The sequence below is a fragment of the Segatella copri genome (genome assembly GCF_009494835.1).
In the GTDB taxonomy this organism is placed as follows: domain Bacteria; phylum Bacteroidota; class Bacteroidia; order Bacteroidales; family Bacteroidaceae; genus Prevotella; species Prevotella copri_F.
The window spans coordinates 20,341-42,617 of sequence record NZ_VZBE01000024.1 but is presented as its reverse complement, the minus strand read 5'-3'; the positions used below and the strand labels follow the sequence as shown (position 1 = coordinate 42,617).

Sequence of the window (22,277 nt, the reverse complement as noted above, 5' to 3'; positions counted from 1 at the left end):
ATAACATATTGATTAACAGCTATTTACGAAAAGAGTACATAAAAGAGGGTAAACTGTAAAATATATTTAAAAACAAAATAGAACAACAGAGGTAAGTACCTATAAATAAGTAACTTACTACCATTGTTCTCCCATGCTAATTTTGTACAAATAAGTTTTATTTTGCTTATTTTGTGATTCCGTTGGGGTTCGAACCCAAGACCCACAGCTTAGAAGGCTGTTGCTCTAATCCAACTGAGCTACGGAACCAACACTTTTCAAAACGCAAACTAGCTAACCAGTAAAGGAATCAGCCACTTTTCTTATTTGCGGCTGCAAAGGTACATATATTTTTTGAATACACCAAACTTTTTCTCACTTTTTTCTTTTTTTATGCTTAAATATCGCAAAAAATAACTACCTTTGCATCCGTTAGGAGCAAGAAACAGCATTCTGGCCCCAAAAGAGAAGAGATTTTTATAACGCATATTCAAACATAAAACATACGCAAATGAAAAAGTTAATCTTTTCAGTAGCCCTGCTCTCAGCAGCACTCTCTGCCAGCGCAGAAGATCATCCGCTCTGGATGCGCTACCCAGCCATCTCGCCTGATGGCACTACCATCGCCTTCGCTTATAAAGGCGACCTCTACAGTGTTTCTGTCAACGGCGGTGAAGCACGACAGCTCACAACCCATGCAGCCTTCGATTCGCATCCTGTATGGAGCCCTGACAGCAAGAAAATTGCCTTCCAGTCTAACCGCGAAGGAAGTCTCGACATCTTCGTAATCGATGCAAAAGGCGGTGCTCCTACCCGACTCACCACCAACAGCGGCAGCGAAACACCTATCGCCTTTGCAGACAACGACCATGTGCTCTACTCTGCCAGTCTGCAGCCTACAGCCCAGAGCATCATCTTCGGCGACAACACATTCCCACAAGTATATAAGGTAAGCACCAAGGGCGGAAGACCGGAACTCTTCTCTACCCTCACCATGGAGAATATCAGCATCGCCAAGAACGGCGACATTCTCTACCACGACAAAAAGGGATACGAAGACCCTTGGCGCAAACACCAGAAATCACCTATCGCTCGCGACATCTGGCTGAAGAGTAACGGAAAGTTTACCAAGCAGACTACCTTTGCCGGCGAAGACCGCTCACCAGTATGGACATCAGACGAGAAATCATTCTTCTATCTGAGCGAGCAGGACGGCACATTCAATATCTACCGCCGCAGCCTCAACAGTTCAAGCGACAAGCAGATTACCCACCACAAAGGCAATCCGGTAAGATTCCTCACTGCATCCAGCGCCGACCTGCTCTGCTACGGATATGATGGCGAAATCTACACCGTGAAAGAAGGTGGAGAGCCTCAGAAGGTAAACATCTCCATTACAACAGATAATGATGCTCCAAGCCTCGTACGTCAGATTAAAAGCTGGGGAGCTACAGAGATTTCCGTTTCGCCAGACGCCAAGGAAGTGGCTTTCGTGATGCATGGCGACGTATACGTAACTTCTGTAGAATATACCACTACCAAGCGCATTACCGACACACCGCAGCAGGAGCGCGACCTGAGCTTCTCGCCAGACGGCAGAGCTCTGGTCTATGCAGCCGAGCGCAACGGCGTATGGCAGATTTACCAGTCTAAGATCAAGAACGAGAAAGAGAAGAACTTCACCTACGCTACCGATATCGAGGAAGAGCAGCTGGTGAAAACAGGCATTACATCGCAGTATCCGCAATACTCTCCTGACGGCAAGGAAGTGGCTTTCTTCGAAGACCGTGCAGCACTCCGCATCGTCAATCTGAAATCGAAGGAAATCCGCACCGTGCTCGATGGCAAATACGTCTACTCTTACAGCGATGGAGACATCGCTTTCGAATGGTCGCCAGACAGCAAATGGCTCCTTTCAACCTATATCGGCAACGGTGGCTGGAACAACCAGGATATTGCGCTGGTAAAGGCTGACGGCAAAGAGGTTCACAACCTGACCAATTCCGGCTACAGCGACAGCAACGGCAAATGGGTGCTCGACGGCAAGGCAATGCTCTTCCAGAGCGACAGAGCCGGTTACCGCAGTCATGGAAGCTGGGGAGCAGAAGACGATGCCTACATCATGTTCTTCGACCTGGACGCCTACAACCGCTTCAACATGAGCAAGGAAGAGATAGAACTGGCTGACGCCAACAAGGACGAAAAGGAGAAGAAGGAAGACGAAAAGAAGGAAGAAGCTAAAAAGAAGGCTGACGAAAAGCAGAAGAAGACCGGAAAGATAGAGGTGGAAAAAGTGAAGCCACTGGAGCTGGACATCGAAAACTGCCGCGACAGAATCGTACGCCTCACCGCAAACTCTTCGCACATGGGCGATGCTGTGCTCTCTAAAGACGGCGACAAGCTCTACTACCAGGCAGCCTTCGAGGATGATTACGACCTCTGGCAGCACGACTTGAAGGACGGCTCTACCAAGCTCGTGATGAAGGGCGTAGGCCAGGGCAACCTGCAGACCGACAAGGATGTGAAGAATCTCTTCATCTGCAACGGAAGCAGCATCAAGAAGGTGGATCTGAGCGGATTCAGCACCAAGGACATCAGCTTTGAGGCTAACTTCAACTATAAGCCAGCCGAGGAGCGCCAGTATCTCTTCGACCATATATGGCGACAGGTGAAAGACAAGTTCTACGACCCTAAGATTCATGGTGTTGACTGGGAAGGTTACCGCAAGACCTATGAGAAGTTCCTGCCTTACATCAACAACAATTTCGACTTCCAGGAGATGTTGAGCGAAATGCTTGGCGAGCTGAACGCTTCGCATACAGGAGCCCGCTACTACGCTTCGAACAGCGCGCTTACCACCGCCAACCTGGGAGTATTCTTCGACCCTCAGTATCAGGGCGACGGCCTGAAGATTCAGGAGATTATCAAGCGTGGTCCTTTCGATGTGAAGAATACAGGCGTTACAGCCGGCAGCATCATCGAGAGCATCGACGGCGAGGAGATTAAAGCCGGAATGGACTACTTCCCATTGCTCGACGGAAAGGTTGGCAAGAATGTACGACTCGGCATCAGAAACGCCAAGGGCAAGAAGATGGAGGTTACGGTGAAGGCTATCTCTCAGGGCAAGCTCAACAACCTGCTCTACAAGCGCTGGGTAGACCGCAACCGCGCTTTCGTTGATAGCATTTCGGGCGGACGCATCGCTTATGTTCACGTTAAGGCGATGAATTCGGAGAGTTTCCGCACCGTTTACAGCGAACTCCTGAGCGACAAGAACCGCAACAGAGACGCAGTAATCGTAGACGAACGCCATAATGGCGGTGGCTGGTTGCACGATGATCTCTGCACCCTGCTCAACGGCAAGCAGTATCAGGAGTTTGTGCCTCACGGTAAGGTAGTTGGCCGCGATCCGTTCAACAAATGGGTGAAGCCATCTTGCGTCATGATCTGCGAGAACGATTACAGCAATGGCCATGGCTTCCCATGGGTTTACAAGGAACTCGGAATCGGCAAGCTGATCGGTGCTCCTGTAGCAGGAACCATGACAGCCGTATGGTGGGAAACGCTGATGGACAACACGCTGGTATTCGGTATTCCTCAGGTAGGCTGCCGCGACATGCGTGGCGTGTTCGGCGAGAACACCCAGCTGAACCCAGACATCGAGGTTTACAACAGTCCGGAAGATTTCATCAATGGCCATGATACCCAGCTCGAAAGAGCCGTCAGGGAAATGATGAAGAAATAAACAGAACGCCCTGCAAGGGTCAGAAGCAGAACCGCTTTTGTCCTTTGCAGGGCGATTTGTTTTTTGTAGCAGACAACATTATTTATTAAACCTGATTAACCCCACAATATCGGTAAAAACCCTTCTATCATGACATCAAAGCCTCTAAATCTTTACTTTTTTTCTTGAAAAGGGAGAAAAAGCAAGTGAAAAAGCCATAAAATAAAAAAAAATGAGTATCTTTGCACAAAATAAAAACAAGATTATGGGATTATTCGGATTATTCAGCAACAAAAAGAAGGAAACTCTCGATAAGGGACTTGAAAAAACCAAGGAGAGTGTGTTTGGCAAACTGGCGCGCGCCGTTGCCGGAAAATCTACCGTCGATGATGATGTGCTCGACGATCTCGAAGAGGTACTCATCACTTCAGACGTAGGTGTAGAAACCACGGTCAAGATTATCCGCCGCATCGAAGAACGTGTGGCCCGCGATAAATATGTTTCAACCAGCGAGCTCAACCGCATTCTGCGCGAGGAAATAGCCATTCTCCTCTCCGAGAATCACAGCGATGACCTGGCAGACTGGGAACTTCCTGCCGATCATAAGCCTTACGTTATCCTCGTAGTAGGCGTAAACGGCGTGGGCAAGACAACCACCATCGGCAAGCTGGCTTACCAGTTTAAGAAGGCTGGCAAGAAGGTTGTTCTGGGAGCTGCCGACACCTTCCGTGCCGCTGCCGTAGAGCAGATTTGCATCTGGGGTGAGCGCGTGGGTGTGCCTGTAGTGAAACAGCAGATGGGAAGCGACCCGGCAAGCGTGGCGTTCGACACCCTGCAGAGCGCCAAGGCAAACGGCGCCGACGTGGTGCTCATCGATACGGCAGGCCGACTGCACAACAAGGTGAACCTGATGAATGAGCTCAAGAAAATAAAGGAAGTGATGAAGAAGGTAATGCCTGAAGCACCAGACGAGGTAATGCTCGTGCTCGACGGAAGTACCGGACAGAATGCATTCGAACAGGCTAAGCAGTTCTCTGCCGTAACCAACATCTCTTCGCTCGCCATCACCAAGCTCGACGGAACCGCTAAGGGCGGCGTTGTCATCGGCATCAGCGACCAGCTCAAGGTGCCTGTAAAATACATCGGACTGGGCGAAGGTATGGAAGATCTGCAGCTCTTCAACAAGACAGAATTCGTAGACTCGCTCTTTAAAAATTAGAAAATGAAGAAAAATCAGATAGATATTATTACCCTGGGCTGCTCGAAGAATCTCGTAGACAGCGAGTTGCTGATGAAGCAGTTTGAGGCAAACGGCTACCATTGCGTTCACGATTCCAAGCGCCCTCAGGGCGAGATAGCCGTCATCAATACGTGCGGATTCATCGAGGATGCAAAGCAGGAAAGCATCGACACCATCCTGGAGTTTATCCAGGCTAAGGAAGAAGGCCGACTCAGAAAGCTCTACGTAATGGGCTGCCTCTCGCAGCGCTACCAGAAGGAACTGGAAGAAGAAATGCCTGAAGTGGATAAGTTCTACGGCAAATTCAACTACAAGCAGCTCCTGCAGGAACTCGGCAAGGCGGAAGTTTCATCCTGCAACGGCCAGCGTCATCTCACCACTCCGCGCCATTATGCCTACATCAAGATAGCTGAGGGCTGCAACCGCCACTGTGCCTACTGCGCCATTCCTATCATCACCGGCAAGCACGTTTCCCGTCCGAAGGAAGAGATTCTGCAGGAGGTGCGCGAACTAGTGGCAGAAGGCGTGAAGGAGTTTCAGATTATCGCTCAGGAACTCACCTACTACGGCGTAGATATTGACGGCAAGCATCATATTACCGAACTCATCAGCGAGATGGCTGATATTCCGGGCGTGAAATGGATTCGCCTGCATTACGCTTATCCGAACCAGTTCCCAATGGATCTTCTGGACGTGATGCGCGAGAAGCCAAACGTATGCAAATATCTCGACATTGCCCTCCAGCACATCAGCGACCACATGCTCACCAGCATGCATCGCCACGTAACGAAGCAGGAAACCATCAATCTGCTGAAGGCCATCCGCGAACGCGTGCCAGGCATTCACATCCGCACTACGCTGATGGTTGGTTTCCCAGGCGAGACAGATGAGGATTTCCACGAGCTCCTCGACTTCGTACGCGAACAGAGATTTGAGCGCATGGGCGCCTTTGCCTACTCTGAGGAAGAAGGAACCTACAGCGCCACCCACTACGAAGACAACGTGCCGGCCGAGGTAAAGCAGCGCCGGCTGGACGAACTGATGATTCTGCAGCAAGACATCAGCTCTGAGATTGAGGCTGATAAGGTGGGCAAAACCATGACCGTTATCATCGACCGCAAGGAAGGCGATTACTACATCGGACGAACAGAGTTCTGCTCTCCGGAAGTAGACCCTGAAGTTCTGATCCGTGCCGATGAGAAGCGTCTGCGCGTGGGTTGTTTCTATCAGGTAGAAATTACTGCAAGCGAGGAATTTGACCTCTATGGCAAGGTGGTGAAATAATCATTCTCTCCCCCATAGCCTGGAGTTTTAGAAATTTTGACTACATATTAAATAAATATGAACAATAAGGAATACATCGCTGAACTGGCTCAGCAAACCGGCTATTCGCAGGAAGACACCCAAAAGTTGGTGCGCAAGGCGATAGACGCTATGATTGCCGAGTTTGAGGATGGAGAAGCTGTCTCTATCCCCAATTTTGGCACCTTCGAAGTGAAGAAGCGCATGGAGCGAGTGGTGGTTAATCCTACTACCAAGAAGCGCCAGCTGGTGCCGCCTAAGTTGGTGTTGGGTTTCCGACCGGTTGCTTCGGTCAAGGAAAAACTAAAGAATGGAGGGGATGAGCAATGAGCAAATTCAGTTTAAATACACTCGGAAAACTGCTTGCAGATAAGAGCGGTCTGAGCCAGGTGGAAGCAGAACTCTTCATCCGGAAGATGTTTGATGTGTGCAACCAGGGACTCGATGCCGACAAGCAGGTGAAGATAAAATGGCTGGGCACCTTTAAGGTACAGGCCACGAAAGACCGTGAAAGCATCAATGTGAACACGGGCGAGCGCTTCACCATTGAAGGCAGAGACAAACTCACCTTCACGCCTGACAACATCCTGAAAGAAATCGTAAACAAGCCATTCGCCCAATTTGAAACGGTGGTGGTAAATGACGGCGTAGATTTCGATGAAATAGATGAGAAGTTTGGAGAAGAACAGACAGAAGATGCTCCTGCACAAGTAATCGATTTTCTGGACGAAGAAAAAACTGCAACTCCAAATCCGGAGGTTGTCGTAATCGGATCTGAAAAGGAAAAGGAAAAAGAAGACGAAGACGAACTGGCAAAGCAAATTGCTATTGAACAAGCTAAACTGGAAAAATTAAAACAAGCCCAACTGGAGCAGGAAAGAATACAGAAAGAAAAGCTTGAAAAAGAAAAGCAAGAGCAGGAAAGACTTGAGCAGGAAAGACTGGAGCAAGAAAGGCTGGAGCAGGAAAGACTGGAACAGGAAAGACTGGAGCAGGAAAGACTGGAGCAAGAGAAGCTTGAATTAGCCCAGCAACAGCAAGCCCTGAAAGCAGTTGTTGAACCTGCAGTACCTGCATCAGATGAATCTGAAGATGAAGAGGAGGAAGAAGAATCTTCCAATTCTCATCATATTGTTATTCCTCGCTATCTGGTCGTTGCAGTCTGTCTCATCGTAGTAGCTTTGATTGGCGGAATGGGATGGTTTGCCTTCAACTATGGTCAGATGACTGCCCAGCGTGATCATCTAGCCATGCAGCTAAACCAGTATCATCAGGCTCCAGCCAAGAAAGTCCCAGCCAAACCAGCTGCCGCCCCACTCTCTCAGGAACAGAAACTCCGCCAGAAAGCGATGGAAGACAGCATCCGTATGGCTAAAACTGTAGAAGCAGTAAAACTGGCTGAAAATTCGGATGAGGAAAGTGCTAGCGCTGAAAAAGCTAAGCAGACTGAAGCAAAAGAAAAGGCAGAAGCAAAAGAAAAGGCTAAAGATAAAGACGAAGAAAAGGCTACTTCGAAAATAGCATCATCCCAGTATGATAAGGATGCTCGCGTACGCACGGGAGCTTACCGAATCATAGGAGTTGCCCAGACCGTTACGGTTGGCGCCGGTCAGACCCTCGAACAGATCAGCACCCGCTATTTAGGTTCCGGCATGGAATGCTACGTAGAAGCCCTGAATGGTAAAAACACCGTAAAAGCCGGACAGAAAATCAAGATTCCGAAACTGGAATTGAAGAAGAAAAAGAAATAAAATACTGAACAAACAAAAAATCGCCCTGTAAGAGCAAATGTAATTTTGCACTTACAGGGCGACATTGTTTTATGTTAACATTACTTGCCCAACACTTCATCAAGCAAAGTGTAGAAAGCAGGATCCTCACCAACGATGGTCTTGATAATCTTACCGTTAGCATCAATCACAATCTTTGTAGGGAAACCCTGAACAGCGTAATCGCTGAGAACCTTACTGTCCTTCGGATTGTAAACATGAATCCATGGCAACTGGTGCTTCTCAACAGCAGCCTTCCACTTAGCCTCTGTATCATTACAATCTACACCAAGAATTTCAAACTTGCCCTTGTACTTCTCGTAATACTCCTTCATCTTAGGCATTCCCTTGATGCACCATCCGCACCATGAACCCCAGAAATCGAGAACTACAATCTTACCGCGAAGGCTGGAAAGCTTGAAATCATTTCCTTTAATATCCTTCAGCGTGAAGTCAGGAGCCTCAACACCGGCAGCCTGCACCTTCTTAGCCTTCTCCTCAGCCTCAGCACGCTTCTTAGCCATATCAATCATTGGCTGGTAGAAAGCCTTCATTCTGCCGTTCTTCACATTCTCAGAGAGCAAGCCCAGCAGTTTCTCCATCTTGCTGACATCATCAAACTGCTCTATGATAGTAGCACAAGCCTCATAATCAGGATGCTGTTTTACGAAATCGAAAATCTTATCGTCCTTTGCCTTTTGCAGGGCAGGAGCCTTCTGCTCATACTCTGCCATGATGGTCTGCTGGGTCTCACCATTCTTGATTCTCTGGTTCAGGGAAGCTTCGTAATCTCTCAACTCCTTATTAGCATTCTCCAGCAGAACATCTACTTCATGATACTGCTGATAGAACTTAGAACCCGAAATATCAAAGCGGGTCTTTGCATCGCCCTTAACTTCAGCCTTCTCGCCAGGAACACAAGGCAGGTTGAACATAAACTGACCAGCACCACGATAAGCTTCAGGTGAGAGGAAAACGTATCCGGCTGCCTTATCAAGGTTTGCAGAATAGGTAAACTTGCCATTCTTCACCAAAACCGTATCCATCTTAACATTTCTGCCCTTGTAAACAAGTACAGAATCGGAATTGAAATTCTTCAAATCCACCTTCAACTGGAAGTTGCTCTTCTGAGCCATTGCAACGGTTGATGCAAGCATCAGAGCCGCAGATAAAATCGCTGTTTTCATTTTTCTTTTATTATATTTATTCTGATTACACCTTATTATATATATAGGGAACGAAGAACGCCTGATTCGTCGTTATCCTTATTCTTCATACTCAGTAGTATCCTCAATACCCGCCTCGGCCAAAGCCTCCTTGCGCTCAACGCAGGTTCCGCATTTGCCACAATGCTTCTCACCGCCCTTATAGCAGCTCCAGGTTTCAGCATAGTCAATGCCCAACTTTTTACCAATCTCAGCAATCTGCCCTTTGGTAATATTCGTATAAGGAGCCACCACGCGCACATCAACGAACGTTCCTGCTTCGGCAGCCTCATCTATCGCCTTGATAAACTCCGGACGGCAGTCTGGGTAAATCGTATGATCGCCACCATGGTTAGCAATGAAAACTTTCTTCAGATTATTACTCTCAGCAATGCCGATGGCAATGCTCAGCATGATTCCATTACGGAAAGGAACCACCGTACTCTTCATATTATCAGCAGCATAATGACCTTCAGGAATTGCATCGGCACCTTCAAGAAGAGAGCTCTTGAAATACTGATGCATGAAACCCAAATCTATCGTAATATGCTTGATTCCCAAACGCTCGCAATGCATCTTGGCGAAGGGAATTTCACGCTCGTTATGATTACTTCCATAGTTAAAACTAATGCCGAGTGCAATCTCGTCTTTCTTATCATAGAGCAGCGTGATGCTATCCATGCCACCGCTCACAATGATTACTGAATCCTTCATTTTACTTTGAATTTTGAATTTTGAACTTTGAACTATATGATTACTTTTTACTTCACCCGAACAGGCAGCGGAATGCTTCTTCCACCTTCCTTACGGGATGAATTTCTATCTTATATTTTTTATGGTCGAAACCATGATTGTTGTATTTCGGAATGATGATGTGCTGGAATCCCAGTTTTTCTGCCTCAGCAATACGCTGCTCGATGCGGCTCACCGGACGGACTTCGCCGCTCAGACCTACCTCGCCTGCCATACACCACCCTTGCTCGATAGGTGTGTCAACATTGCTGCTCAATACGGCTGCCAACACACTCAAGTCCATGGCAGGATCGGTTACTCTCAATCCTCCGGCAATATTCAGAAACACGTCCTTCTGCATCAGCTTGAACCCCACACGTTTCTCTAGAACCGCCAGGAGCATGTTCAAACGGCGCTGGTCAAAGCCCGTTGCCGAACGTTGCGGGGTTCCATAGGCTGCTGTTGAAACCAAAGCCTGCGTCTCTACCAGGAACGGACGGACACCCTCGATGGCTGCGCTGATGGCAACACCCGAAAGCCCGTCATGATCTTCAGTAAGCAGCAACTCTGAAGGATTGCTCACCTGTCGGAGTCCGCCTTGCATCATCTCATAGATTCCCAACTCAGAAGTACTTCCGAATCGGTTTTTGATGCTTCTCAAGATGCGGTACATGTAATGCTGGTCGCCCTCAAACTGAATCACCGTATCTACGATGTGTTCCAGAATCTTTGGTCCGGCAAGCGTTCCCTCCTTATTAATATGTCCTATCAGAATAACCGGAATGCCACTCGTCTTGGCAAATCGGAGCAGGGAGGCTGCACACTCACGAACTTGGGAAACAGAACCCGGCGAACTGTCTACTTCTTCCGTAGCAATAGTTTGTATAGAATCTATAACTATCAGTTGTGGAGCCACTTCCTGAATATGGCTGAAGATTTTCTCCAACTGCGTTTCACAGAGGACCGTAATATGATCAAAGGCTCCTTCTGATGAAAGAGAAGCCGTTTTCAGAATGTCTGCAGAAGAACCCTCTCTGAGCATCGCCTGTCCTTTAGCCAACCGGTCGGCACGGAGTTTAATCTGATGGGCACTTTCCTCTCCGCTCACATACAGGATGCGGCGGTCAGTCATGTTCAGAATAGTCTGCAAGGTGAGCGTACTCTTACCGATTCCCGGTTCACCGCCCAGGAGCGTAATGCTGCCAGGAACCATTCCGCCACCCAGCACACGATTCAGCTCCTCGTCCCTCATATCGATGCGCGGTTCATCAATCGCAGAAATATCGCGAAGCTTCATCGGCGCAGCATCATGCTCGCTGTGCTGCCCGCCAAACATCGTGGCAGCCCCACCATGACGCATGGTCATTCCGGCATTCTTCGCAGCCTGCGATCCGGAATCAGCAGCAATACGAATTTCCTTAAATGTATTCCATTGTCCGCAGCTAGGACATTTGCCCATCCATTTGGCACTTTCCTGTCCGCAATTGCTGCACACAAAAGCAATCTTATCTTTCGCCATTTTATCTCATTTATATGTAATAACGTTTTAACTGCGCACAAAGGTACTATTTATTATCGAAAAATCCAAAAAAAAAGTAATTTGTTAAGAATATATTTCATTTCTCTCCATTTTGTTTAACAAATCAGGCAGAAGGAAGCGCAAAACACGAATTTTGCAAACCCGATATAGCAAACAGACGATTTCATCTACTAAAAATCATAAAAACCGCTACTATATTTTGCTGATTCAAATATAATTTGTATCTTTGCCTTCGGTTTTTGAAACCAGCAGAAAGGTTTAGAACAATAAATTAGTACATAAACTAAATAAAATTTAGGTAAAATGAAAATTGAAGATTTTAACTTTGCCGGTCACAAGGCAATCGTGCGCGTTGACTTCAACGTGCCATTGGATGAAAATGGTAATGTAACAGACGACACTCGTATCCGCGGTGCCCTTCCTACATTGAAGAAGGTACTTGCAGACGGCGGTGCGCTCATCATGATGAGCCACATGGGTAAGCCAAAGGGCAAGGTTAAACCAGAGCTTTCTCTCTCTCAGATTGTTAAGAACGTATCAGACGCTCTCGGCGTAGACGTTAAGTTCGCTAAGGACTGCGGTAACGCAGATGCTGAGGCTGCTGCCTTGAAGCCAGGTGAGGCTCTCTTGCTCGAGAACCTCCGCTTCTACCCAGAAGAGGAAGGCAAGCCAGTTGGCGTTGAGAAGGGTACTCCAGAATTCGATGCTGCTAAGGCTGAGATGAAGGAGCGTCAGAAGAAGTTCGCTGCCAAGTTGGCTTCTTACGCTGACGTATATGTAATGGACGCATTCGGCACTGCTCACCGCAAGCATGCTTCTACAGCTGTCATCGCTGATTCTTTCGACAAGGATCACAAGATGCTCGGCTTCCTGATGGAGAAAGAGGTAAAGGCTGTTGACGCAGTTCTCGGCAACATCAAGCGCCCATTCACAGCTATCATGGGTGGTTCTAAGGTTTCTACTAAGATTGGTATCATCGAGAACCTGTTGACTAAGGTTGACAACCTGATTCTCTGCGGTGGTATGACTTATACATTCTCTAAGGCTCTCGGTGGCAAGATCGGTATGTCTATCTGCGAGGATGACAAGCTCGACGTTGCTCTCGACGTAATCAAGAAGGCTAAGGAGAACGGTGTAAACCTCGTACTCGGCACAGACTCTATCTGCGGTGACGACTTCAAGAACGATTGCAATACTCAGGTTTGCCCATCTAACAACATCCCTGACGGTTGGGAGGGTATGGACGCAGGTCCTGAGACTCGCAAGGCTTTCGCAGCTGCCATCAAGGGTGCCAAGACTATCCTCTGGAACGGTCCTGCAGGTGTATTCGAGTTCGACAACTTCGCTGGTGGTTCTAAGGCTATCGCTGACGCAATCGCTGAGGCTACTAAGGAAGGTGCATTCTCACTCATCGGTGGTGGTGACTCTGTAGCTTGTATCAACAAGTTCGGTTTGGCTGATCAGGTATCTTACATCTCTACAGGTGGTGGTGCTCTCCTCGAGGCTATCGAGGGTAAGGTATTGCCAGGTGTAGCAGCTATCGAGAAGTAATCTCATGTCAAAAAGAAAGCCATTTGAAAAAAGGGCTTGATTTTTTACAAGAAAAAATAGGTTGGAGGGCATCCTATGTGATGTCCTCCAATTTTCAGTTTTAATTGAATCCCTAATAATCTACAGATTCTCTCTATAAACAGAACTGTATCTTTCATTTAAAACAAGCAACAGAAAACATAAATTCTAAAATAATTTGGTAAACTACAGGAATATAATTTTCTGATTTTAAAACGAATACATGGATTGGATTGTTAATCTCTTCACCAATACCGAGTCGGTAGCTCACATCGCCCTACTCTACGCTATCGTGATAGCTATTGGTGTTTACCTCGGAAAACTAAAGATTGGCGGCATTTCGTTAGGTGTCACCTTCGTTCTCTTCGCAGGTATTTTGGCTGGCCACGTTGGCTTCACCGGTCCAAAGGAAATTCTCACTTTCGTGCAAGACTTCGGCCTGATCCTCTTCGTCTTCATGATTGGTCTCCAGGTAGGACCTGGCTTCTTCGAGAGTTTCAAGAAAGGTGGTGTTACGCTCAACATGCTTTCGGCTAGCGCTATTCTGCTCAACATCCTCGTGATGTTTGGTTGCTATTATCTCTTCTTTGATACGAGCAACCCTAACAACCTGCCTATGATGATAGGTACACTCTATGGTGCGGTTACCAATACTCCGGGTCTTGGTGCAGCCAACGAGGCTTTGCTCAGCGTCTTCCCTAATGGCGCTCCAAGTATTGCCAATGGTTATGCTTGTGCTTATCCTCTTGGTGTAGTGGGCATTATCGGTGCTACTATCCTTATCAAGTACATCTGTAAGATTAATACTGCTGATGAGGAAGAACAGCTTAACGAAGAAGATGCTGCCAACCCACACGCTAAGGCCCATAACATGCACTTGCGTGTGGAAAATGCTTATATTACAGGCAGAACGCTGAGAGAAGTTTCAGAATTCTTGAACCGTGACATTGTATGTTCACGACTGCTCCACAATGGCGAGGTAAGCATTCCTAACAGCAAGACTAAGTTTGAGGTTGGAGACGAATTGCTCGTTGTATGTGCAGAGGCTGATGCTGAAGCCATCAAGGCTTTTATCGGACCAGAGGTTGAAGCTGAATGGGACCGCGAGAAGGATGAAGTACAGCACTTTGTTTCTCGCCGTATCATCGTTACCCGTCCGGAAATGAACGGTAAGACCTTGGGTAAGATGCACTTCTCCAGCGTATACGGCGTTAACGTAACCCGTATTTCCCGTCAGGGAATGGACATCTTTGCAGGTAGAAACCACCACTTCCACGTAGGTGATAAGATTCTGGTTGTAGGTCCTGAAGAGAATGTGAACCGTGTGGCTGAAATCATGGGTAACTCTGTAAAGCGCCTCGATGCGCCTAACATTGCCACTATCTTCGTAGGCATTATGGTAGGTATTATCTTCGGTTCTCTCCCATTTGCCATTCCGGGAATGCCGGTGCCTTTGAAGCTGGGTATTGCCGGAGGTCCGCTTATCATCGCCATCCTCATAGGCCGTTTCGGCTATCGCATGAAGCTGGTAACTTATACGACGACTTCGGCTAATATGATGCTGCGAGAAATAGGACTTGTACTCTTCCTGGCGAGTGTGGGAATCAAGGCTGGAGCCGGATTCTGGGACACAGTAGTACAGGGTGACGGTTTGAAATATGTGGGATGCGGTTTCCTCATCACCGTTATTCCTATCCTCATCATCGGTACAATTGCCCGCCTGAAGTTTAAGTTCAACTACTTCACCATCATGGGTATGCTCGCCGGTACTTACACAGACCCTCCTGCATTGGCTTATGCAAATGCTTCTTGCTCTAAAGAGGCTCCAGCTGTAGGATACTCTACGGTTTATCCATTGAGCATGTTCCTCCGTATCTTTACAGCCCAGATAGTGGTGCTGTTCTTCTGCGGAGCGTAAGACTTACAAAAGTTAACAAAACAACTGGAAATAGTTATAAATTATAAAAGAGGTGCACAAAGACAAAAATTTGTGCACCTTTTTTGTTGTCTTTTCAGAAATTCTTCGTACCTTTGAGCACAAGAAACAAACCTAATGAATCTTCTAGGAACAGCTATCGTTCCTATATGATGCAGATTTTTTCGAAATATGAAACAATAACCCTATAAACGTTAGTAAGCGTATGAAGAAATTGGGATTTCTGATAACCATGCTAGTCATCACATCCTTGCCCGCTTGGAGTCAAGGAGCCAAAAGTATCCGTATTACGGAGGTGATGACCGACAACCGTACCAATCTTGTAGATGAGTACGGGCAGCACAAACCATGGGTGGAATTGAGCAATTCCTCCTTTACCACGTATAATGTGCGTGGTATGTTCCTAACCACCGACCGAAGGGTTCTCGACAAGAAAATGTCGCCTGAAGCTCGCCGACAGTTGATGTGTCCATTGCCTAACAATGAACCACGAACCACACTGGGAGGCAAGAAGAGCATCGTTATCTTCGACAGCAGTTCCTGGTACCAGGATGGCAGGAACGGACAACATTGGAAGGCAAAGAATTCTTCCAACTCGGGACCTTTTCATCTCAATCTTATTCTACAAGAAAAGATGCCCAACTGGATAGCACTCTATGACGGAAATGCCGTTGACCTGATAGACTCCGTAAGCGTGCCAGTGTTGGCTGCCGATGAGAGTTTTGAACTGAGTAAGGACTTCAAGACATGGGAGAAAGCCATTGCCGGATCAGTAACTCCAGGCTATCTGCCTCAAAACACAGGTTTGAGTAAAGCCCAGCAATTGAAGAAAAGCGACCCATACGGAATAGGAATCGCCGTACTTTCAATGGGAATCGTATTTGCCTGCCTTGCTCTCCTCTTCATCGTGTTCTGGGTTTTCGGAGCCTACATGAAACACAAACAGCGCATCGCCCGTGCTACAGAGAAGCACGCCACCTTATTATATAAGACAGGAAAGAAGACCATCGAGGTTACTCAAGGCCTCAGTCATAAGACCAACGTGATTCTGAAAGATGGTTTAGAAACCAAGGGTATTGATAAGGAGATTTACATGGCAGTCATCTCTCTTGCACTACAGGAATACCTGGAAGATGTTCATGATGTAGAATCCGGCATTATCACCATCAAGCCAAAACAGACCAGATGGAATGCTCCGAAATTCAACAACAACAATAACAACGTTAAAATATAGAAACTATGGCAAAGTACGAATATAAAGTTAAAGGCGTAGATTACGTCGTTGAAATACAGGATATTGAAGGCAATATCGCCAATGTAACCGTGAATGGAATTCCATTCGAAGTGGAAATGAAACAGCCGGTTAAGAGCAGTAAGCAGAAAGTAAAGTTAAGTGATGGACAAAACAACATTTCTGCCAGCTCTGTTGCAAGCGCAGGTTCTGCTGCAGGTTCCAGTTCTGCAGCAAGTTCTGATTCTGCTTCATCAAGCAAACAGGCAACTCCTGCTGCAGGCAAGCCAGTGGTAGCCCCTCTGCCTGGCACTATCAACGAAATCAAGGTGAAAGTCGGTGACAAGGTGAACACAGGCGATACTGTTGTCGTTCTCGAAGCCATGAAGATGCAGAACAACATCGATGCAGAAACTTCGGGAACCATTACCAGCATCAACGTGAACAAGGGAGACGCAGTAATGGAAGGAGACACGCTTGTTACGATCGCGTAATAAGCTGTTTAGACAAAAGCTAATGATTACTCTTCCAATCAAAAGACTAATCATAAAGTTCAATGCTCAACTTTCAAAGTTCAAAGTAAATCAATGTTCAACTTTCAAAGTTCAAAGTAAATTATGGATTTCATCATACAAAACTTCAATGAGTTTCTTACCTTCACGGGCTTTGCCAACGCCTCGGCAGGAAACCTCATCATGATTCTGGTGGGAGCACTCTTTATCTGGCTCGCCATCAAGAAAGATTTCGAGCCACTGCTCCTGGTTCCTATCGGATTGGGAATCATTCTTGGCAACATTCCATTCCGTGCCGATGCAGGACTCGAAATAGGTTTATACGAAGACAACTCCGTTCTGAACATCTTCTACCAGGGAGTGAAACAGGGCTGGTACCCGCCACTCGTATTCCTGGGCATTGGAGCCATGACCGACTTCTCTGCGCTCATTTCCAACCCGAAGCTCATCCTGATTGGAGCCGCTGCCCAATTTGGAATCTTCGGCGCCTACATGATTGCACTGGCTCTGGGATTCGAACCTAACCAGGCAGCTGGCATTGCCATTATCGGAGGAGCAGACGGACCAACCGCCATCTTCCTGAGCAGCAAGCTGAGTCCGAACCTCATGGGAGCCATTGCGGTTTGCGCCTACTCTTACATGGCACTGGTGCCTGTAATCCAGCCACCTTTGATGCGACTGCTTACAACCAAGAAAGAGCGCGTCATCAAGATGAAACCGGCACGTCAGGTTTCACAGACAGAAAAGATTCTCTTCCCTATCATCGGTCTGCTTCTCACCACCTTCATCGTTCCATCCGGTTTGCCATTATTAGGAATGCTGTTCTTCGGAAATCTTCTGAAAGAGAGTGGAAAGACAACCCGACTCGCCAAGACAGCAAGCAGCAGCTTGAATGATATTGTCGTTATCCTCCTCGGCCTGACCGTAGGCTGTTCTACCCAGGCTTCAGAGTTCCTGACATTAAACACCATCAAAATCTTTGCTCTCGGTGCTCTTGCTTTCATCATCGCATCGGCAAGCGGAATCTTATTCGTCAAGCTGATGAATCTATTCTTACCAAAAGGCAAGAAACTGAACCCACTTATCGGAAACGCCGGAGTGAGTGCCGTACCAATGAGTGCACGCATCTCCAACAACCTGGGTCTGGAATACGACCGCCACAACTTCCTTCTCATGCACGCCATGGGACCAAACGTTGCGGGAGTCATCGGTTCTGCCGTTGCAGCCGGAGCTTTGCTGGGATTCTTCAATTAAAAGTTGAGCCACCAAGCTATCCCTCCAGAATAAGCACATAAAAAATAGAATCGCCCTGAAAGGACAAAGCATCTTACATCCAATGCTTTCCCTTTCAGGGCGACTTTTTTATTTCTTTTTTTAGCTCTTAACCCGCATTCTCATTTTTCCTTCAAAGGAAATGATAACCTCAACCTGATAACTCAAACTGCTGTCAGGCATTGCCAGAACAGCAAGATAATGAATGCCAGATTCATCTATCTTATTGAATACGATGTCGCTCAATATAGACTGGTCCAAGAAAGAAGCAGGAACCTGCTTATCGAAATCCTTCTTATGAAAATCACGAGAGAACAGACAGTTGGCACCATGATAAACATGCAAGTTCACAATATTATCATAATAAACATTGTCTACCTCAACACCATCATCATTATAAGAACTCTTGTAGACCTTATAACTTGTTGGGTTAACCTGTACGTAGAGATGATATTTCTCATCGCCCCTTACAACCACAGTATCACGTTTAATCAGCGTATTCTGATTCAGCGCCACGGAAACATGGTTGTGGATGAACTGCTGCAAATAAGACTTATCTTCCGTCTTCACCAGCTTAACCACATCCCCATTCTGCACTTTAAACTGGAAAATATGCTCAGCCTGTTTTACGATCGGATATTTTGCAATATTAGCACCCTTCATTACAAGCGTATCGCCAGCAATGTAGAAATAGACAGGCTGACTGGTTGAATCAGGATAATAAATCGTATCGCCTTTTACGCGGAACGCCACATCATCCTCATCGTCATCGTTCAGCCAAATGCCTTGCAACATTTTCTTAGCCGCAGTATCTTCCTTCACTTCCTGTTGCTTTTCGACCTTCTGCCCACAAGCAACAAGAGTCAAGATACAACTGAGCAGCCATAAATTAACTATCTTTTTCATGATGAGTTCTTTAAATAAATTAATCGGTAAAAGTCTGTGCCAATTTTACTCGAAATAATCAGCCTCTTCGAAAGACTTTGCCTTGGTTCTGTCTTTTTCTGACGTAAGCACCTCAACTCCATCAATAGGCCATTTGATTCCAATGGTAGGATCATCCCAATGAATGCTGGCTTCATGTTCAGGAGCATAAACATTGTCAACCTTATAAGTAAAGATTGCTTCATCGCTCAGTACCAGGAAACCATGGGCGAAACCGCGAGGAATGAAAAACTGGCGTTTGTTCTCTCCACTCAGTTCAACCATTACATATTTACCGAAAGTCTTACTGCCCTTTCTCAAGTCAACAGCTACATCCAGCACGCGGCCTTTGATGACACGCACCAACTTAGCCTGCGAGAATTCACCTTTCTGATAATGCAAACCTCTGAGCACACCACGAGCCGACATAGATTCATTGTCTTGCACAAACTCCACATGCCCTCCAACGTGAGCATCAAAGTCAGCCTGCTTCCAAGCTTCAAAGAAATAGCCGCGAGCATCTTCAAATACCCGAGGTTCTATCAGCCAGACTCCTTCAATTTCTGTCTCTGTATATTTCATTGATTTATACCTTATTTATTTTAGGCACAAAGGTAATACTTTTTCCCGAAACGACAAAACAAATTAGACTTTTTATGATTTCATCGAAAATTTTCTCTATTTTCTGTTGGTCATTTCCGAAAAAATCACTACCTTTGCAAACGTGAATAGACTAGAAAGACATATAGAGATCCTACTTTTGAGCAACGATTGCGTGATTGTCCCAGGATTTGGTGGCTTCATGGCTCATCATGTAGATGCGCGTTACGATGGCAGAGACAGCATGTTTTTGCCACCGCTGAGAACTATTGGCTTTAACCCACAGCTCCAGATGAACGATTCTCTCCTTGCACTTTCGTATGTTGAAGCATACGACATCAGCTATCCGGAAGCTTTGAACCGCATTGCTGATGAGGTGACAGAGATGCGCCAGGCTCTGGAGAATTCAGGAAAATTTGAACTGAATGATATTGGCACCATCATATTGAACGAAGACGGAAACTACACCTTTGAACCATGTGAGGCAGGCATTCTTACACCTGAGTTGTATGGCTTAGGTGGCTTAAACATGCTCCCACTCGCGCAGATTTCTGCAGAAGAGGTTCAGAAGGCTGAAGATTCTGCTGCTTCAATCATTGAAATGCCAGCAAAGACAGTAGAAAACAATCGTACAGAAAGCGAAGTCAAGAATCAGGATAGTAACCAGAAGATGGAGAGTGGACTCTCTGTCAACAATTCTGTGTTCGTTAACGAAGAAGAAGAATCAAATGCCGAATTCATCAGCATCAAGAAGAGCTGGTTGCGCAATATTGCAGCAGCCTGCATCGCTCTCATTGCATTCTTCACCTACTCTTCTCCATTGGGAACCCCAACCGTTCAGAAGAGCCAAATCGATACAGGCATGCTGAACCGCATCATGCCTAAGGAGATTAATAAGGTTGCGCAACCTCAAGAACTGGTACTTAGTACAGAATCACAGGCAGAAGAGAGCATTCCTGCCAAGTCTGTCAACATGACTCAGGACAACGAATTGCAAACAGCTTCTTCTTACTACAGCATCGTTTTGGCAAGTCGTGTTACCAAGCGCAATGCTGCCTGCTATGCTGAACTCCTCCAGAACAAGGGATTCAAGGAAGCCAGAGTGTTGATTACGGATAATAATGTGAAAGTTATATACGGAACATACTCTACCGAGGGCGAAGCTTATACTGCTCTCAACCGTTTACACAACTATGATGCTTTTACTGACGGCTGGATTACGAAAGTGAAAGAATAGTTGATAGTTAAGAGTTTATAGCTAGAACAAAGAGCAAGGAGTATCGGGAACTTCTACAACACATTATTATAATAAAGACAGAAAAGTAAGAAAAAGAATATGAAAAGAGTACGTTGTCCTAAATGCGATAATTTTATCACCTTCGATGAGACCAAGTATCAGGCAGGTCAGAGTCTCGTTTTCGTTTGTCCTAATTGCAATAAGCAGTTTGGCATCCGAATGGGAGTTTCCAAGCTCCGCGAAACTCGCAAGGAGGAAAAACTTGACGAGAATGCCAACGAGAAGGGATACGGTTCTATCGTTGTCATCGAGAACGTATTCGCTTACAAACAGGTCATCCCGCTGCAGTTAGGCGACAACATCATCGGCCGCTACATGAAGAACAGCGGAATCAACTGCCCTATCGAAACCGTAGACCCAAGCGTTGACATGAACCATTGCGTAATCAACGTTAGCCGCGACAAGAAAGGCAAATTGAAATATGTACTCCGTGATGGACCAAGTTATACAGGAACTTTCGTTGACAATGAGATTCTGGGCGACAGAGAACGCCGCGTTATCGAAGACGGAACCCTGTTCACCATCGGAGCAACTTCTATCATTCTCCGCACAGCAGACAGTGAAGAAGAAAACTAAGAAGTTTCGATTATCAAAATAAACACTTCAAAAGGAGCAATTAGATGTTGGTTTACATCCAATTGCTCCTTTTTCACTTAACGAAAACGTAAAAACACGCCATATTTCTAACTTTCTGAAAGAAATCTACTATATTTCGTAATCTTTTTGCTTTTATTTTCTTTAAATTAAAAGAAAATGTGTACCTTTGCATCGGAATATAAGAAATAGAAATGAATTACGTTAGGTTATGGATGTAGCAATCGTAAAATATAATGCCGGAAATATCTATTCCGTAGTCAACGCCATGAAGCGTTTAGGCATCGAACCTGTACTTACAGATGATGCAGAAATGCTCCAAAAGGCAGACCGCGTTCTCTTCCCAGGACAAGGCCAGGCAAGAGAAGCAATGGAATATCTGAAGGCTCATCAGCTTGATCAAGTAATCAAGAACTTGAAGCAACCCGTCCTGGGCATTTGTGTAGGACAGCAGCTCTTGTGCCGCCATTCGGAAGAAGGTGACGTAGATTGTATAGGAATCTTTGATGTAGATGTAAAGCGATTCCAGCCTCAGAAACACGAAGACAAGGTGCCTGCTATGGGCTGGAATGAAATCTATGATTTGAAGACTGACCTTTATAAGGGGTTCGGGAACAGAATGGATTCTGACTCAGACAAGTCTACCGCTGATGCGCTGCTTCATCCCTACTCCTATTTCGTACATAGTTATTATGTGCCACTCTGCGAGGAGACCATTGCCAAGGCAGAATACATTCTTCCTTATAGCGCATCGCTCCACAAAGACAATTTCTATACCTGCCAGTTCCATCCGGAAAAGAGCGGAAAAGTGGGAGAACAGATTTTAAAGAACTTTTTAGAGATAAAATAAA

The 22,277-nt window shown here is 46.3% G+C and carries 18 protein-coding genes and 1 tRNA gene; 13 read left to right on the top strand and 6 right to left on the bottom strand.

All coding sequences use genetic code 11. From position 1 onward, the window contains the following. Positions 1-174: 174 nt before the first annotated feature. Positions 175-249, bottom strand: a tRNA-Arg gene (locus F7D47_RS04400). Positions 250-490: 241 nt separating this feature from the next. On the opposite strand from F7D47_RS04400, the gene F7D47_RS04395 reads away from it, so the two are divergent. From F7D47_RS04395 to F7D47_RS14870, 5 genes are all read left to right on the top strand, one after another. After that, the gene (locus F7D47_RS04395; RefSeq protein ID WP_153086539.1) at positions 491-3,724 is read left to right on the top strand and encodes a S41 family peptidase; all 3,234 of its coding nucleotides are present in this window, start codon (positions 491-493) and stop codon (positions 3,722-3,724) included. A 244-nt stretch (positions 3,725-3,968) separates the two neighbouring features. After that, positions 3,969-4,922, top strand: coding sequence for a signal recognition particle-docking protein FtsY (gene ftsY, locus F7D47_RS04390; protein ID WP_006846481.1), 954 nt, complete (start codon positions 3,969-3,971; stop codon positions 4,920-4,922). Positions 4,923-4,925: 3 nt separating this feature from the next. Continuing rightward, positions 4,926-6,227, top strand: coding sequence for a 30S ribosomal protein S12 methylthiotransferase RimO (gene rimO / locus F7D47_RS04385; protein ID WP_022121781.1), 1,302 nt, complete (start codon positions 4,926-4,928; stop codon positions 6,225-6,227). Between the two features lie 57 nt (positions 6,228-6,284). Continuing rightward, positions 6,285-6,575, top strand: coding sequence for an HU family DNA-binding protein (locus F7D47_RS04380; protein WP_006846479.1), 291 nt, complete (start codon positions 6,285-6,287; stop codon positions 6,573-6,575). Continuing rightward, positions 6,572-7,996: an HU family DNA-binding protein gene (locus F7D47_RS14870; protein WP_228113441.1), complete on the top strand. Its 1,425-nt coding sequence runs from the start codon at positions 6,572-6,574 to the stop codon at positions 7,994-7,996. The genes F7D47_RS04380 and F7D47_RS14870 overlap by 4 nt, the downstream gene beginning before the upstream one ends. Positions 7,997-8,076: 80 nt before the next feature. On the opposite strand, the gene F7D47_RS04370 is transcribed toward F7D47_RS14870, so the two are convergent. From F7D47_RS04370 to radA, 3 genes are all read right to left on the bottom strand, one after another. Beyond that, positions 8,077-9,201, bottom strand: coding sequence for a TlpA disulfide reductase family protein (locus tag F7D47_RS04370; RefSeq protein ID WP_153086537.1), 1,125 nt, complete (start codon positions 9,199-9,201; stop codon positions 8,077-8,079). Between the two features lie 78 nt (positions 9,202-9,279). After that, positions 9,280-9,933, bottom strand: coding sequence for a 7-cyano-7-deazaguanine synthase QueC (queC, locus tag F7D47_RS04365; protein WP_022121784.1), 654 nt, complete (start codon positions 9,931-9,933; stop codon positions 9,280-9,282). A gap of 52 nt (positions 9,934-9,985) precedes the next feature. Continuing rightward, positions 9,986-11,470, bottom strand: a complete 1,485-nt coding sequence (gene radA / locus F7D47_RS04360) for a DNA repair protein RadA (RefSeq protein ID WP_153086536.1) — start codon at positions 11,468-11,470, stop codon at positions 9,986-9,988. Between the two features lie 324 nt (positions 11,471-11,794). Here radA and F7D47_RS04355 point away from each other — a divergent pair, with 324 nt between their 5' ends. The 5 genes from F7D47_RS04355 to F7D47_RS04335 all read left to right on the top strand — a co-directional run bounded on the left by F7D47_RS04355 (position 11,795) and on the right by F7D47_RS04335 (position 17,993). Continuing rightward, on the top strand, positions 11,795-13,042 hold the full coding sequence (locus tag F7D47_RS04355; RefSeq protein ID WP_022121786.1) for a phosphoglycerate kinase: 1,248 nt from the start codon (positions 11,795-11,797) through the stop codon (positions 13,040-13,042). Between the two features lie 241 nt (positions 13,043-13,283). Then, a complete protein-coding gene (locus F7D47_RS04350) occupies positions 13,284-14,978 on the top strand; it encodes a putative transporter (RefSeq protein WP_153086535.1) in 1,695 nt (564 codons plus the stop codon). A gap of 223 nt (positions 14,979-15,201) precedes the next feature. Beyond that, the gene (locus F7D47_RS04345; protein WP_153086534.1) at positions 15,202-16,230 is read left to right on the top strand and encodes an OadG family protein; all 1,029 of its coding nucleotides are present in this window, start codon (positions 15,202-15,204) and stop codon (positions 16,228-16,230) included. A gap of 5 nt (positions 16,231-16,235) precedes the next feature. Beyond that, positions 16,236-16,721: a biotin/lipoyl-containing protein gene (locus F7D47_RS04340; protein ID WP_153086533.1), complete on the top strand. Its 486-nt coding sequence runs from the start codon at positions 16,236-16,238 to the stop codon at positions 16,719-16,721. Between the two features lie 123 nt (positions 16,722-16,844). Then, positions 16,845-17,993 (top strand): sodium ion-translocating decarboxylase subunit beta, encoded by a 1,149-nt coding sequence (locus F7D47_RS04335; protein ID WP_022121790.1) that lies wholly within the window; start codon positions 16,845-16,847, stop codon positions 17,991-17,993. A gap of 120 nt (positions 17,994-18,113) precedes the next feature. On the opposite strand, the gene F7D47_RS04330 is transcribed toward F7D47_RS04335, so the two are convergent. Next, complete coding sequence (locus F7D47_RS04330; protein ID WP_153086532.1) at positions 18,114-18,917, bottom strand: DUF4738 domain-containing protein; 804 nt, start codon at positions 18,915-18,917, stop codon at positions 18,114-18,116. Positions 18,918-18,962: 45 nt separating this feature from the next. Beyond that, on the bottom strand, positions 18,963-19,517 hold the full coding sequence (rfbC, locus tag F7D47_RS04325) for a dTDP-4-dehydrorhamnose 3,5-epimerase (RefSeq protein ID WP_153086531.1): 555 nt from the start codon (positions 19,515-19,517) through the stop codon (positions 18,963-18,965). A 106-nt stretch (positions 19,518-19,623) separates the two neighbouring features. On the opposite strand from rfbC, the gene F7D47_RS04320 reads away from it, so the two are divergent. The 3 genes from F7D47_RS04320 to hisH all read left to right on the top strand — a co-directional run bounded on the left by F7D47_RS04320 (position 19,624) and on the right by hisH (position 22,276). Beyond that, on the top strand, positions 19,624-20,772 hold the full coding sequence (locus tag F7D47_RS04320; protein ID WP_153086530.1) for an SPOR domain-containing protein: 1,149 nt from the start codon (positions 19,624-19,626) through the stop codon (positions 20,770-20,772). A gap of 99 nt (positions 20,773-20,871) precedes the next feature. Then, positions 20,872-21,408, top strand: coding sequence for an FHA domain-containing protein (locus F7D47_RS04315; RefSeq protein WP_006846465.1), 537 nt, complete (start codon positions 20,872-20,874; stop codon positions 21,406-21,408). Between the two features lie 229 nt (positions 21,409-21,637). Continuing rightward, positions 21,638-22,276: an imidazole glycerol phosphate synthase subunit HisH gene (gene hisH / locus F7D47_RS04310; protein ID WP_117586359.1), complete on the top strand. Its 639-nt coding sequence runs from the start codon at positions 21,638-21,640 to the stop codon at positions 22,274-22,276. Position 22,277: the final 1 nt, after the last annotated feature.

Coding starts and splice junctions, on each gene's coding strand:
- F7D47_RS04355 (WP_022121786.1), top strand. CDS start 11,795: ATGAAAATTGAAGATTTTAACTTTGCCGGTCACAAGGCAATCGTGCGC.
- F7D47_RS04340 (WP_153086533.1), top strand. CDS start 16,236: ATGGCAAAGTACGAATATAAAGTTAAAGGCGTAGATTACGTCGTTGAA.
- rimO (WP_022121781.1), top strand. CDS start 4,926: ATGAAGAAAAATCAGATAGATATTATTACCCTGGGCTGCTCGAAGAAT.
- F7D47_RS04380 (WP_006846479.1), top strand. CDS start 6,285: ATGAACAATAAGGAATACATCGCTGAACTGGCTCAGCAAACCGGCTAT.
- F7D47_RS04330 (WP_153086532.1), bottom strand. CDS start 18,917: ATGAAAAAGATAGTTAATTTATGGCTGCTCAGTTGTATCTTGACTCTT.
- queC (WP_022121784.1), bottom strand. CDS start 9,933: ATGAAGGATTCAGTAATCATTGTGAGCGGTGGCATGGATAGCATCACG.
- rfbC (WP_153086531.1), bottom strand. CDS start 19,517: ATGAAATATACAGAGACAGAAATTGAAGGAGTCTGGCTGATAGAACCT.
- F7D47_RS04345 (WP_153086534.1), top strand. CDS start 15,202: ATGAAGAAATTGGGATTTCTGATAACCATGCTAGTCATCACATCCTTG.
- F7D47_RS04370 (WP_153086537.1), bottom strand. CDS start 9,201: ATGAAAACAGCGATTTTATCTGCGGCTCTGATGCTTGCATCAACCGTT.
- F7D47_RS04315 (WP_006846465.1), top strand. CDS start 20,872: ATGAAAAGAGTACGTTGTCCTAAATGCGATAATTTTATCACCTTCGAT.
- radA (WP_153086536.1), bottom strand. CDS start 11,470: ATGGCGAAAGATAAGATTGCTTTTGTGTGCAGCAATTGCGGACAGGAA.
- hisH (WP_117586359.1), top strand. CDS start 21,638: ATGGATGTAGCAATCGTAAAATATAATGCCGGAAATATCTATTCCGTA.
- F7D47_RS04395 (WP_153086539.1), top strand. CDS start 491: ATGAAAAAGTTAATCTTTTCAGTAGCCCTGCTCTCAGCAGCACTCTCT.
- ftsY (WP_006846481.1), top strand. CDS start 3,969: ATGGGATTATTCGGATTATTCAGCAACAAAAAGAAGGAAACTCTCGAT.
- F7D47_RS14870 (WP_228113441.1), top strand. CDS start 6,572: ATGAGCAAATTCAGTTTAAATACACTCGGAAAACTGCTTGCAGATAAG.
- F7D47_RS04350 (WP_153086535.1), top strand. CDS start 13,284: ATGGATTGGATTGTTAATCTCTTCACCAATACCGAGTCGGTAGCTCAC.
- F7D47_RS04335 (WP_022121790.1), top strand. CDS start 16,845: ATGGATTTCATCATACAAAACTTCAATGAGTTTCTTACCTTCACGGGC.